Source organism: Halomicrococcus pelagicus (assembly GCF_050954125.1).
The window spans coordinates 80,099-93,161 of record NZ_JBPBWC010000013.1; the positions used below are offsets into that span (position 1 = coordinate 80,099).

Genomic DNA, 13,063 nt, shown 5'->3' on the forward strand with positions numbered 1-13,063 from the left:
GGATCGAGCAGTTCGCGATTACGCCGGTTTCGTACGACGACCCTCCTGCAAGAGAAGATTCTCTCCCGTCGACCCGTCGAACACGTGGATGTGCTCCTCTGGGAGCAGCAGGTCGATCGATTCGCCCGCCTCGTACCGGACGCTACCCGGAACGCGAACGGTCCACTCCGTCTCTCCCTTCGTCAGATAGAGGTAATTGTCGCTTCCCTCGTGTTCGAGCACGTCAAGGTAGGTGGTGATTCCATTCGCCGTCTTACCGTCAGCGACGTCTACATGTTCCGGACGAATACCCAGCGTCAGGTCGTCGGATTCGGCCGCGCGCTCGATTCGCATGGCGATCTCGTCCGAGAGGTCGTAGTCGAAGGCGTCGTTGACGAAGGTCCCATTCTCGTAGCCGACCTCGAAGAAGTTCATCGACGGACTACCGATGAAATCCGCGACAAACTGGTTCGCGGGCTCCGCGTACACTTCTTCGGGGGTACCGGCCTGTTGAATCTCGCCCTGGTCGAGAATCACAATTCGATCGGACATCGTCATCGCCTCCGTCTGGTCGTGGGTGACGTACACCGAGGTCGTCTCCAGTTCCTCCTGGATGCGCTGCAGTTCCGTCCGCATGTGAAGACGGAGTTTTGCGTCGAGATTGCTCAGTGGCTCGTCGAAGAGGAACACATCGGGTTGACGGACGATGGCACGTCCAGTCGCGACTCGCTGTTGCTGGCCGCCCGAGAGATTGCTCGGCTTTTTCTCGAGCAAATCTTCGATTCCCATCATCGTCGCCGTCTTCTCGACCCGCTTGCGAATCTCTTCGCTCGAAAGATCGGAAGTAAGTTTGAGCCCGTACGACATATTCTTCCTGACCGACATATGTGGATACAGGGCATAATTCTGGAACACCATCGCAACGCCCCGGCGCTGTGGGGCGACGTCGTTCACGACGTTGTCGTCGATACTGATCGTCCCATCCGTGATGTCTTCTAGCCCAGCGATCATTCGCAGGAGCGTCGATTTGCCGGAGCCGGACGGCCCCACTATCGTCAGGAATTCCCCATCTTCAACCTCGATGCTGACCTCGTCGACGGCGACGATCGTTCCTTCGTCCGAGCTGTACTCCTTGTACGCGTCCTCAATGTTAATCGTGCTCATGGCGCTCGTACCTTCCTTCACCGCATTCCGTTCTCCCGCGACCGCTGTAGTGTGATACGTATCTCATAACAGTTCGAGTGCAGCCAGCGACTGTTCGTACCCGGGGTCGAGTTCGAGTTCCCAGATGTCGAGTGAGCACACCCGTCCGGTACCGCCTCGGGCGACGAGATCGACCTGCGTGCTCTCAGGCAACGTGGGGTAAATCCGACTCGATAGACACTGCGCTTCGTTCGCGAACACCTCGACGACGGACCGGTCTAGAAACACGCGCATGCGGACAGTGCCTCGCTCGGTGTACTTGACGGGCATCCACTGTCGGGCGGTGTTCACCGACGAGTCCAGACTCGACTGGCCGCGCTCGACGGACACCTTCCGGTGGCGCGGATGAAACACGACGGGTGTCCGCTCACGTCCGTCCGGCGACGCTCGCAACACGAGGCCGATTTCGGCAACGTCGCCGGGTTCAAACTCGACGTCGATCTCTAGCGTGTCACCTTCGACAGTAACGAGGTCCTCGTCGGTTGGAGCGACTTCGAGGTCGGTGATCCGATGATGGGTGCCCCGGAGTTGCTCGATCTCATCGACCGGGTTGACGCAAAGCGAGCCGTCATCGGTCGTCGTGAGCCGCCGAGGAATCGACATTGCGCCAGACCATCCAGCATCCCACTGGGCACTCGCGTCCCGGTCCTCTCTGAGCCATCCGAACATGATCGTCCGACCATCGTCGTCGGTCAGCGACTGTGGCGCGTAGAATACCCCGTGATCAAGCTGGCCCGTCTCATCGGTCTCGAACCGTTTGCGTTCATCGTCGTATTCGCCACGGAAGTACGACACCGTCGAGTAATCCGATACGTGCAGCAGATCGCCGCCATCAAACGACAGAAACTCCGGACACTCCCACATCGGGCCCGTCTGACGCCAGTCACCGACGAGAAATGGTCCCTCATACTCCCAGTCCCGGAGGTCCTCGGACGAGAAGAGGAGTGCCGTTCCACCGACACCGTCGATGCCCGATCCGATGAGCTGTCGCCATGGGCCCTCTTCGTCGCCTGCTTCGGACCGCCAGATGGAGTGGTCACGGAACTCGGCGGTCCAATCGGCATTTGAGAGCAGATCCTCATTTTCCGGGGGCGTGTCGACGACGGGGTTCTCGGGCGATTTCTGCCAGTCCCGGAGCTCAGTGTCGTCGCTTGTCGCGAGACACGGTAGCTGATGACGCTCACTTCCGCCCGTGTACATCAGCGTCGGTGTACCGTCGTTGTCGACGAAACACCCTGACCAGCAGCCGTCCGCGTCGGGACCGCCTGGCGTTGGCGTGAGTGCGATCGGTTCGTCCTCCCAGCGGAAGAGATCCTCGCTCACCGCGTGTCCCCAGTGAATCGTTCCGTGGAACGGCCCGGCTGGATTGTACTGGTAGAACAGATGGTAGCGGTCGTTCCACTCGACGACGCCGTTCGGGTCATTGAGCCAGTTCGCCGGCGGAGTGAAGTGATAGCGTGGTCGATGTCGGTCATCGGACACTCGTTCGCGCATCGCTGCGAACTCCGCCGTACCTTTCGGCCGGCCGAGCGTCGGATCGTCCGGTACTCCATCCGCGAGGTACTCGATGGCATTCGAAACGAACACGTCTCGCGCGTCATCGTCTGAGCTGTCGTCGAAGTGTACGCCACAACCGATTCCGAGAACCGTACCATCGCCGACTTGCCACTGCACGACCGACTGCCGCGACGGACGGTCACGCTTCCCTTCCAAGCTCGAGGCGAGCACGTCGCCGTCCTGCGGCGTGGACGTCTCATACCACGTCGCACCCGGTGAAGTCGTCGCCATTCCTGTGGTGATCCGGAGGTCGTCGAACGACGCGAAGAGCGGATGATCCCGATAGAGCGCTTTCACGAGTAACCCAGTCGCCGGTGGTCGAGTACCATCGTACTCTCCATCTGGCGGTGTATGTTCGATATCGAGCGCAGCGGCGGCGGCCACGGCACCACGGCTGAGTACGAGCGCACCGCCGTCCTCGAGATACGAAAGAAGTTCCTCCCGGAGCCCCGGGGAAACGCCGTCGGGCTGTTCTCGGCGATGCCACCAGACGACGTCTACATCGACGAAACCCGGGTCTCTCCGGCCGGCTGCGTTCGGCACCACGATGGTCGTATCGACACCCGCCGCAGCGAGTGTCTCCTCGATGGCTCGCTGCTCGTCGCTCGGAGGCTCGTCTGTGAGGATACCTACCGTCGGTTCGTCCGCTGATTCGGTCATCACTGCGAACCTCCGCCGTTAATACGGCCAGAGTAGCTCGTTTTTCTGGACTGGGCGCGAGTGTTCGGTCCGGAAGTCGGGAGTTTCCTATCGTGTGTATGGTTGTCGTTACTCACGTCTACAGGCTCGTTATCTACCCACCGTAATAAAAATATTCACCACGGCCATTGTGAGTCTATAGGAGAACCATGAGGATGACTCGTTTGACTACCCATCGCTACTCCGGCGGTGCCGGAGAAAATAAAGCACTTGTCGCTCAACACACATCCATCGACCAATGAGCGACGATTCAGACGCCAAGGCGGCGCTCTTACTCGAGACGCTGCAGCAGAACGTTGGTCTCTCCCAGTACGAAGCAAGCGTCTATTTGGCACTTGTCAGGGGTGGAAGACAGACGATGACCGAGTTAGCCGAGTCGAGTGACGTGCCGAAACAGCGCGTCTACGACATCATTGACAAACTCCAGGGCGAAGGCTTCGTCGAAATCGTCGACGAGTATCCACAGAAGGCGTACGCCGTCGACCCGACGGAAGCGCTCACGCCAATCCAGCGCCGACTGGAACAAACCGAGACGTACTTGGACGAACTGCACGAGACAGTCGACCCGGTTGACAGCGGCGTAACGCTGTTCAAAAGTCGACCGACGATCGAAAAATACCTCCGAAACTCGATTCAAGACGCCGACGAAGACATCTTTCTCCTCGCTCCACTCACGACCATGGATAAACTAACGGACTCGTTGCAAAAACAGTCGACCGACGTCCGTATTCGACTTGTCATCTCGAACATCGATTCCGACCACGTCGTCGACGATACGATCGCTCTAGAGCACTCCTGTACGGACCTCGCCGACGACGTACACGGCATGGCGTCGAGCGAACCGTTGATTCTCACCACGGATCGCTCGACCGCCGTCTACTGGCCGACACCCGACGACGGTACCACGACGGGCCACCAAGGCTTCTATCTCACGAACCCCGAACTGGCGTTCATCCTCGACCGGTTCCTTTCGGAGATGATCTGGCCACTCACACGACCAGTCGACGGAATGGACGACCGTACTGCGCCGACGTTCCCCGTCCGCTACAGTCGTATTCGCGACTGCCTCAGAGACGTCAAGAAAGCGGCGAAAACCCGCCCGCTCGACTCGCTCGAGGTTGAGTTCGACGGCTACGATACCGAGACCGGTGACGCGGTTACCAAGCAGGGGATGCTCGTCGACTACTATCTGACGGACTACGACCTCACGGCGTACATCACGGTCGAGCTCGACGAAGCACGTGCAACGAGCGGCCAGGACACCGTCACGGTTGGCGGCTGGCACGCGCGCAACGAAGACTACGAGGCGCGCACGATCACGATCCGCGATCGCAATGGCGACTCCCGTCAATCGCTCGACAACGAGACACGGACCCACCTTGACGCCTGCCACGCCCAGCTCCCGGCATCGTTCGGTGACGGCCGGATCACTGCCGGATTCGACGCCTTCATCGACCGCAAGCGCGAAATCGTAGCCGACCGCACCGCAACCGGCGACTACGAACCTGTCCGGCAGTTCTCCGAACTTATCGAAACGCTCGTCGAGTTCGAAGCCAGCGAACGCACCCCCAGACTCGAGTGGCACCGGAAAACAACCGCTCCCGGCGGCCACACTGCCCACGTCGGTACCATCTTCGACAACCTCGGCTACGACGTCTCCATCATCGGGCGTCTCGGCGACCCTATCGCCCCCGAGTTCGAAGCACAGTTCACAGAGAGCGATCTGCTCACCGTTGGATCGATAACTGCGACCGAGTACGTCGAATTCGACGACCGCCGCCTCCTGCTCACGGAACCGAACTGGAATCCACTCGAGTGGGATACCATCGTCTCACAAGTCGGCGTCGAAACGCTCGCCAACTACATCGACAACCGCGAAATCCTCACGGTCGGCTCCTGGTCGTCGACCCCGTCGCTGCCATCTATCTGGGACGGCTTCCGTACCGACCTCTGGCCACTCCTCGAATCACCGCCGCGAGCAGTTCACTTCTCGCCGGCCGACATCGAATGGCTCTCCGAGAGCGTCCTCAAACGTGGCGTCGACCCGCTCTCGACGTTCGACGACATCGTCCCTGTCACGGTCACCGTCTCCCGTAGCCAGACGAAACATCTCCTTGACGTCCTCGACCAGCAACCGAACGCCAACTCACTCGTTGCGAACGCCAGCGCTCTCCAAGACGAACTGGATATCTCGCAGTGCATCGTCCACACGTTCGACGAAGCAGTGCTCGTCGGAGAAGACACTACAGTCAGCGCCAGAGCTCCACGCTCGGCTAACTCGACGAACCTCAGGATCGTCGAGGAGTATTTCGACTTCGGTATCGCACTGGCACTGCTCGAAGATCTCTCGCCCGGCCCTGCCCTCGTCCTCGGTCATGCCATCGCCCGATACGTTACTCGACACGGTGAACCGCCGACCGGTACGGATCTCCACGCCTTCCTCGACGAATACGAAACACATCTCCCCACTAGTGATTGACGTCCTCCCCGCCCTGAAGGGCGGGGCTTTCTCCTTGCTCTCCCGTAACCCCACCTGCTAACCTGCGACTTCCACACCAATGTCGTAGACTGCATCCGTCTCCGTGCCGTTGCCTACGGCGTTTCGAGGATCGGAACCCGCTACCAGCAGCGACCGACTTGTGTTTCGTGCGTTGGAAGCCTCGCCGTTTGCGGCGAGCAGGACGTCACCTCGGAGAGTGCTGCCTCGAGACCGACATTCCGGGCTCCGTCGGTCCGCTCGAACTCGGGTCGGCCGAACGAAACGCAGGGTCCGCTCGACGCCGGAACTGTACTTCTCGTACAGTTGCCATCCCACGGGAGGAAATCTCCGTGACGGATTTCTCGAACATCCGATAGCGGATGAATGTAAGTCGCCGGGACACCGAAGTTCACCACCAGAAAGAGAGGCTCTACACCGCGTTCATGGATCTGCGTTGGGAAGGAACAGGAGATCGTCGCCGTTGTCCTTCGGCGTCCCGGTTTCGGGATTCGCTTTCGTCTCTATAACACGTCCGTTCGGGTACACGTCGAGGAGATCTTCCGTAACGACTATCGTCCCGTCGTATTCGTCGGTGATGATTCCTAGTTCTTCACGCAGGTCAGTAACTTCGTCACGACTCACGTGGGAGAGAACGAGCATTCCTGCGTCAGCTTTCCGGGCGTTCGTGCCGACTTCGCTCGGTGTTGAGTGAAGAGCCCGCTTCGGCGCGCACCTACTCATTTCTGATTCGGGCTTGAGTAAGCGATTCTGCACCAGTATGTCGGTCTCTGTCGCCAGTTCGGGGATGTTTCCGAGCTTCGAACTGTAGTCGCCCGTGAACGTGAACGACGTGCCCTCGTATGAGACACGATAGGCGAGTGACGGCATTGAACCGTGTTTGGTTGGGGCCGCGTCGACGGTAAGACCGTCGTCAGCGTACACAGTCTGAATCTTCCCAGGCGAATCGACTGGTGCGGTAATCTCGTGTGCCTCGAGATTTACCTCCGTTCCGAGATACCGCGTGACGAACTCGCGGAGGTAACTGTATGCGCCATTCGTCTCGTCGAACATCCTAGAGACCCAGTCTTCTGTCCCTGGGCGGGCTTCGGCACCGGTCGGGCCATAGATTCCCCACGAACGGCTATTTCGACCCTGTTGATAGGCTGCTTTGAGAATCGCCGGAAAATCCGCCGAATGGTCGACGTGAAGGTGCGTGAACAGTACAAGATCGAGTTTCGTAACGTCGATTTCGGCTTCACTGATGGCCGACGCGGTTCCGCCGCCGGCATCCACGAGTATCTTCGGTTCGCCCTCGATGTGGACGATATAGCCGACCGATGACCGTCCGTTCTTCAATGCGGACGCACCCGAACCGAGGACGGTCACGTACACATTCGCGTCATTCGGGGTGGACGTAGTGGGGGACGGTTGCTGTTGCTGCGCCGAGCCTGTCCCACTGATGCCAACCGTCGTTAACCCCGTCGCTCCAGCGGCTTTGAGAAACGCTCGTCTTTCCGTTCCAAAATCATCGGGGCTTTTCTCGGACATTGTAGCGAAATATTTTATTTTAGTCAGGGTTAATGCCAGTGAAGGGTTTCTAACTGAGAATATTTCCAATAGATTTAAACCCAGACCGTAGAATGACACTCTCTTCGCGCTGATGGCGTCGTGAGAGTGTCTGAGCAATCGAGAGACGATGACAGCAGTGTATCCCCTCCCCCACTGCGCTACTCGGTCGCTCCGCTCCCTGCGTTGCTCCGTGAGGAGGGAGAGTTAGTGTCTGCAGTCAAGCTACGGGGAGCTCGGGGTTTGACACTGAGGCGGTTCATCCGAAGCCAGCGTCACTTCCGGACGCTACCGGCGTTGACGGAAAAGACGACCGACGCTACCGTTCGCGAACGGTCATCGCAACCGGTTCGGTCGGCCTGAGCGTGATGACCGGACGAACCGACAGATCGTCGATCTCCGGGTCGAGACGCCACCGGGAGGCAATCGTCGCCAGCACGACCTGTGCTTCGACGGTCGCAAATCGATGGCCGAGACAGTGACGAGGGCCGCCACCGAACGGGAAGTACGCGTACTCCGGTCGGTCGGCGTCGTCGAGCCAGCGGTCCGGACGAAACGTCTCGGGGTCGGTCCACCAGCGCTCGTCCCGGTGGGCGATCCACTGCGGCAGGAACACGGTCGAATCCGCCGGTATCCAGTAGCCGTCGACGGTGACGTCCTCGACGGGTTCGCGGGCCGTCGCGTGCGTCGGCGGATACAGCCGTAACGCCTCCGAAACGACCGCTTCCGCGTACTCCAGTTCGGTAACGTCGGACAGCGTCGGAACCTGCTCGCCGAGTTTCGCATCGAGTTCCGCACGGAGTTTCCTGCCGACAGCGGGCGAGGTCCCCACGAGATACAGCGCATACGTCAGCGCCAGCGCCGTCGTGTCGTGGCCCGCCGCGAGTAGCGTCACCACTTCGTCGCGGACGGCCTCGTCCGACATGCGCTCGCCCTGCTCGTCTTCGGCGAGAAGCAGCGCCGACAACAGGTCGTCCCGCGTTTCGGCCTCGTCTCGCCGTTCGTCGATCAGGTCGAAGACTATCTCGTCGATTCGTTTTCGGCCGCGCCTGAACCGCCAGTTCGCGGGCGTCGGCACCCATCCGGGAAGCCACATGTTGGCGCCCTCGAACCGGGCCATCGCCATCTCGAACGCCTCGCGAATCTCCGCCTCGCGGTCGCCGAGGTCGGTGCCGAACAGCGACCGCACCAGAATCGACAGCGTGATTCGTCGCATCTCCTCGTCGATGCGGATCGTCTCGCCCGGCGACCACGCCGTTATCGCCGCGGCCGCCTGATCGGCCATGATCTCCGCGTAGGTCGCGATCCGGTCGGGCCGGAACGCCGGTTGCATCCGGGTTCGCTGCCGACGCCAGTGTTCGCCGTCGCTGACCACCAGCCCGTTGCCGAACAGCGGCTTCAACCGTCCTTGCCCCATCTCGGCCTTTCGAAATCGGTCGTCCTCGGTCACGAGAATGCGCTCGATCTGCTCTGGGTGAGCTACCATGTACGACTCGATCGGCCCGACGTTCGTGTACACGACGTCGCCGTACTCGCGAGCACACGTCTCGATGAACGTCAACTGACCGCGGAGGAATCGGTGGAGGTTCCCGACAACCGGTAGTCCGTCGGGACCGGGCGGTCGTCGAATCCCCGCCTCGGAACCCCTTTGCCGTGCTTCCGTCGACATCGCTCCGTGTGGAACTGTACCGTTCGACGTCGATAAATTCCCCTGCCCGTTCTGTCGGGCTAGTCGCCGCTCAGAGGTTACAGGGGAGGTCCGAGACCGGAACGCTGTCCGCGAGCAGGTCGGCAGCACGGTCGTACGGCGACCGACGCGAGGCGTCGACGCCGGGACGCGTTCGGTCGGTCGTCCGGAACACGGCGTCGAGAAACGCGGTTCGAGCGTTCTCGTTCTCGAAGAGACCGTGGAGGTACGTCCCCAGGATGCGGTCCGTCGCAGCGCTCTCTCCGCCGACGGGACGCTCCACCGGGCACGTGAGCGTCGACTGCCCCATGTGAATCTCATACCCGCTGACCGTTCCGTCCGCATCCGCGAGCGGGCCCGCGCCGTCAAGCGTCCGCGTCACTCGCTCAACGCGCTTGTCGGTCGAGAACCGCGTTTCGACCGGGAGCAGACCGAACCCGTCCACGACCTCGTGGTCGGCGGTGCTCTCGACCGCTGCGTTCGTGATGCGCTCGCCGAGCATCTGGTAGCCGCCGCATATCCCGACGACGGGACCGGTGAACTCGCGCAGTCGCTCGTCGAAGCCGGCGTCCCGGAGGGCGAGCAGGTCGTCGACGGTGTTCTTCGTTCCCGGAAGCACGACGGCGTCGACCCGGTCGCAGTCCGACTCGAGCGGTAGATACGCGACGCGGACGCCGGGTTCGTTCGCCAGCGGTTCCAGGTCGGTGAAGTTCGAGATTCGGGGGAGTCGCGGCACGCCGACCGTCACCGACCGGTCCGGCGGGACGTCGTCGCCGGTTCCGACCGTCGCCGACTCGCCGGGCGAGGGGAGCGAGACGCTGTCCTCCTCGGGAAGGCCCGGGTCGTCGTACGGAATTACGCCGAGAACCGGCACGCCCGTTCTGTCCTCGATCTCGTCGATGCCGGACTCCAGTAGCGTCGGGTCGCCGCGGAACTTCGTGAGTATCGCGCCGAAGACGCGGTCACGGACGTCGTCCGGCATCAGTTCCAGCGTCCCGTAGAGGCTGGCGAACGCACCCCCGCGTTCGACGTTCACGAGCAGGAGGACGGACGCGTCCGCGAACCGGGCCGTCTCGACGTTGGCGAGGTCGCGGTGCCGGAGATTGATTTCGGCGATGCTTCCGGCCCCCTCCGCGACGACGACGTCGTAGCGGTCGGCCAGCCGTTCGTACGACTCGACGGCCGCCCGACGCGCCTCCTCCCAGTACGTCTCGTAGTACGAGCCGGCGGGAACGTGGTCGACGGCCTCGCCCCGTATCACCAGTTGACTCTCCCCGTCACCGCGCGGTTTCAGCAGGACCGGGTTCATGTCCGTGTCCGCCGGCGTTTCGGCCGCTCGCGCCTGCACGTACTGCGAAACGCCGATCTCCCCCCAGTCGCCGTCGGTATCGGCGACCGCCCGTGCGTTGTTGCTCATGTTCTGGGCCTTGTACGGCGCGACCGCCACGCCGCGTCGCGCGAGCAGTCGGCACAGCCCCGCCGCGACGGTACTCTTCCCGGCGTGGCTTTCGGTCCCCGCGACGAGCACCGTCTCGGTCATCAGTACTCGGTGCCCTTGCGGGCGCGCTGGCCGGCGTCGATCGGGTGTTTCTCCTTCCGGACGTTCGTGACGAGGTCGGCGTGTTCGACGACGTACTCCGGCCGCTCGTGGCTACCGGTGAGGACGAGTTCGAGGTCGTCCGGTTTCGATTCGACGAGTTCGACGACCGTCTCGGGGGCGAGCAGCTCCCGGTCCACCGCGTAGAGGATTTCGTCCAATATCAGCATGTGCACGCCCTCCTCGGGCGGGGCGTCGAGTGCCAGCGGCTCGTCGAGGGCCGCCTTCCCGGCCGCCCGCAGGAGCTCCTCGGTGCGCGCGAGACCGGCCTCCGCCTTCGCCGCGTGCTCGTCGTCGTCCGACCCGTCAAGGAACCCGTGCCAGCCGTAGTGGCCCGTGTTCTCGTAGCTGAAGCCGGGGAACTGTCCGATGGCGTTGTACTCCCCGCGAACGTCCTCGACGCTCGACGCTCCGCCTTTCATGAACTGGAGCATGTGAACGCGGTAGCCGTGGCCCGCAGCGCGAAAACCCATCCCCATCGCTGCGGTCGTCTTGCCCTTGCCGTCGCCCCACCAGACCTGGACCAGACCGAACTCCGCCGGTGCCGACGGTTCGACGGCCCTGGCCTCCGGTGGTCTTTCCGCCCGTTCTCCGCGGTCGGTATCGTCGGAACTGTCGTGTGACATCGTTAGAGTGCGTGTGTGGTGGTCGTAGGTGCCGCTCTCGACGACGGGGCAGCGACCGGAGTCGACGGCGACGCTCGTAGACGCTGCCCCCGACAGCCGGTTCTCGGCGACCCTCGTCGTGAGCTCTCGCGTCGACTCCTCCTCTCCTGTAATTAGTGCAACCAGGCTTTAGTTGTTCGGTGCAGTTCTCCCGGCGGCGAAGAAGGAGCCTCGCCCGGACGATTTTCCGCACTCTCGAATCGGGGGACCACGCCGGCGGCCGTCACGAGTAGCCCCCAGCGAAAGAAAGGGAAGACGACGTGGCGCTACCCGGTCACGGTTCGGACGAGCGACAGGACGCGGTACAGGAGCGTGTCGTCCTCGTAGTGGCGCCACCCCGTGAACCCGCCGGAGAGCGTCGCCGCCTCGTAGTCCCGCTCCTGGAGATGGTTCGTGGCCTCGCGCGCGACGACGCCAGCCTTGCAGACCGTCACGACCCGTTCGTCCTCCGGAACCCGGTCCAGGTGAGCGTCGAGCGCCTCCGTCTCGCCCTGCCGAAGGTCGTCGTACACCGGTGCGTTGTAGCTCCCGTCGATGTGTCGCTCGCGGTAGTCGTCCGACGGGCGAACGTCGAGGACGAAAACGTCGTCGCGAGATAGCCTTTCGTCGAGTTCCGACGGACCAATCTTGCTCATCGGACCCAATATCGCACTGGAGGCGTTAGTACCTTCCCGTTCGTTCCACGGTCGAGGCTCGTAGCGGACACCGGCATCTCCAGGCGTCGAGAGCGGAGGGCAGGGCAATCGTTGACATCCTCCTCGCCCTGAAGGGCGAGGATTCCCACGGCACCGCACCGCTGGGGTGGGATGTTTACGGTTTGTAGCCACCGCGTTGGACGGCTACTGGCTGTGCCAACCAGCCGTTACTCCTCTCCCGGCAGGGGATTCGGAGGTACTTTTGCTGACTGCACCCCCAAGTCCCACCACAGAAAGAGGGTGCTTTCTGTGTGGAATCAGGGAATCCCGATACTGTCCGATTAAGTGGGCGGGCAGGCCGCCTCGGTTGACTAATAGTACGGGATTGGATGACTTAAAACATCCATTCTGCACATCGAACGTGGTCTGTGGTGGGGGTGAGGATTCATCCCCTCCGTAAACGGCAGGGCTTACTCCTCGCACTTCCGTAACCGTTCAAACCGTTCACGAACGAAAACGATTGCCGGGGTCTAATACCAACTCCCTCATATATAGAAATGCGTCTGGCCATCTACTGTGTCTGTCACCCGACTTCCGTCGGAACGCCAGATGCGGACGTGGTGGGTCTGATGCCTGCCCCGCCACGTCCAGACGGTCTCTCGGACCTCGAATTCACACCGGAGAAGAGCGACCGTATTCCCGGCCGAGTACGTCCTGAAACCTTCCACTATCGTTTTATCTGCGCAAGGCCTTCTTTCCACCATGCGACTGCTCGAATCGACGACGAACTTCCCGGAGGTCGGCGCGAAAGACCAGTACCTGTCCTGTGCTCACTGTGAGAACCTGGTCGACATCGCCGCGACGCACCCGATACTCCTCAGGGTCGTGTACGACGACCTGGAGAACGGCGTAACGGAGACGATGCACTTCTGCTCCGGCGACTGCCGTACGCACTGGAAACGCGAGTCCGGCGTCGACGTCGACGACTGACGGGAC

The 13,063-nt window shown here is 61.9% G+C and carries 10 protein-coding genes; 3 read left to right on the plus strand and 7 right to left on the minus strand.

Annotated elements, in window-relative coordinates; genetic code table 11:
- Window positions 1-18: 18 nt before the first annotated feature.
- On the minus strand, window positions 19-1,143 hold the full coding sequence (locus tag ACRYA2_RS19130) for an ABC transporter ATP-binding protein (protein ID WP_433631830.1): 1,125 nt from the start codon (window positions 1,141-1,143) through the stop codon (window positions 19-21).
- Window positions 1,144-1,206: 63 nt separating this feature from the next.
- Window positions 1,207-3,036, minus strand: coding sequence for a glycoside hydrolase family 32 protein (locus ACRYA2_RS19135; RefSeq protein WP_433631832.1), 1,830 nt, complete (start codon window positions 3,034-3,036; stop codon window positions 1,207-1,209).
- A 54-nt stretch (window positions 3,037-3,090) separates the two neighbouring features.
- Here ACRYA2_RS19135 and ACRYA2_RS19140 point away from each other — a divergent pair, with 54 nt between their 5' ends.
- Window positions 3,091-3,390, plus strand: a complete 300-nt coding sequence (locus tag ACRYA2_RS19140) for a hypothetical protein (protein ID WP_433631835.1) — start codon at window positions 3,091-3,093, stop codon at window positions 3,388-3,390.
- 286 nt (window positions 3,391-3,676) lie between these two features.
- On the plus strand, window positions 3,677-5,917 hold the full coding sequence (locus ACRYA2_RS19145; RefSeq protein ID WP_433631838.1) for a TrmB family transcriptional regulator: 2,241 nt from the start codon (window positions 3,677-3,679) through the stop codon (window positions 5,915-5,917).
- 441 nt (window positions 5,918-6,358) lie between these two features.
- On the opposite strand, the gene ACRYA2_RS19150 is transcribed toward ACRYA2_RS19145, so the two are convergent.
- The 5 genes from ACRYA2_RS19150 to ACRYA2_RS19170 all read right to left on the minus strand — a co-directional run bounded on the left by ACRYA2_RS19150 (window position 6,359) and on the right by ACRYA2_RS19170 (window position 12,067).
- On the minus strand, window positions 6,359-7,465 hold the full coding sequence (locus ACRYA2_RS19150; protein ID WP_433631841.1) for an MBL fold metallo-hydrolase: 1,107 nt from the start codon (window positions 7,463-7,465) through the stop codon (window positions 6,359-6,361).
- A gap of 337 nt (window positions 7,466-7,802) precedes the next feature.
- On the minus strand, window positions 7,803-9,152 hold the full coding sequence (locus ACRYA2_RS19155) for a cytochrome P450 (RefSeq protein ID WP_433631844.1): 1,350 nt from the start codon (window positions 9,150-9,152) through the stop codon (window positions 7,803-7,805).
- A 70-nt stretch (window positions 9,153-9,222) separates the two neighbouring features.
- Complete coding sequence (locus ACRYA2_RS19160) at window positions 9,223-10,710, minus strand: cobyric acid synthase (protein WP_433631847.1); 1,488 nt, start codon at window positions 10,708-10,710, stop codon at window positions 9,223-9,225.
- Window positions 10,710-11,393, minus strand: a complete 684-nt coding sequence (locus tag ACRYA2_RS19165; protein WP_433631849.1) for a cob(I)yrinic acid a,c-diamide adenosyltransferase — start codon at window positions 11,391-11,393, stop codon at window positions 10,710-10,712. The genes ACRYA2_RS19160 and ACRYA2_RS19165 overlap by 1 nt, the downstream gene beginning before the upstream one ends.
- Before the next feature lie 305 nt (window positions 11,394-11,698).
- A complete protein-coding gene (locus ACRYA2_RS19170; protein WP_433631851.1) occupies window positions 11,699-12,067 on the minus strand; it encodes a rhodanese-like domain-containing protein in 369 nt (122 codons plus the stop codon).
- Window positions 12,068-12,829: 762 nt separating this feature from the next.
- On the opposite strand from ACRYA2_RS19170, the gene ACRYA2_RS19175 reads away from it, so the two are divergent.
- A complete protein-coding gene (locus ACRYA2_RS19175; protein WP_433631854.1) occupies window positions 12,830-13,057 on the plus strand; it encodes a DUF7576 family protein in 228 nt (75 codons plus the stop codon).
- The last annotated feature ends 6 nt before the right edge of the window (window positions 13,058-13,063 follow it).

What these genes read in the sequence shown, in the direction of transcription:
- ACRYA2_RS19130 (WP_433631830.1), bottom strand. Translation starts at nt 1,143, where the DNA reads ATGAGCACGATTAACATTGAGGACGCGTACAAGGAGTACAGCTCGGAC.
- ACRYA2_RS19140 (WP_433631835.1), top strand. Translation starts at nt 3,091, where the DNA reads ATGTTCGATATCGAGCGCAGCGGCGGCGGCCACGGCACCACGGCTGAG.
- ACRYA2_RS19145 (WP_433631838.1), top strand. Translation starts at nt 3,677, where the DNA reads ATGAGCGACGATTCAGACGCCAAGGCGGCGCTCTTACTCGAGACGCTG.
- ACRYA2_RS19150 (WP_433631841.1), bottom strand. Translation starts at nt 7,465, where the DNA reads ATGTCCGAGAAAAGCCCCGATGATTTTGGAACGGAAAGACGAGCGTTT.
- ACRYA2_RS19155 (WP_433631844.1), bottom strand. Translation starts at nt 9,152, where the DNA reads ATGTCGACGGAAGCACGGCAAAGGGGTTCCGAGGCGGGGATTCGACGA.
- ACRYA2_RS19160 (WP_433631847.1), bottom strand. Translation starts at nt 10,710, where the DNA reads ATGACCGAGACGGTGCTCGTCGCGGGGACCGAAAGCCACGCCGGGAAG.
- ACRYA2_RS19165 (WP_433631849.1), bottom strand. Translation starts at nt 11,393, where the DNA reads ATGTCACACGACAGTTCCGACGATACCGACCGCGGAGAACGGGCGGAA.
- ACRYA2_RS19170 (WP_433631851.1), bottom strand. Translation starts at nt 12,067, where the DNA reads ATGAGCAAGATTGGTCCGTCGGAACTCGACGAAAGGCTATCTCGCGAC.
- ACRYA2_RS19175 (WP_433631854.1), top strand. Translation starts at nt 12,830, where the DNA reads ATGCGACTGCTCGAATCGACGACGAACTTCCCGGAGGTCGGCGCGAAA.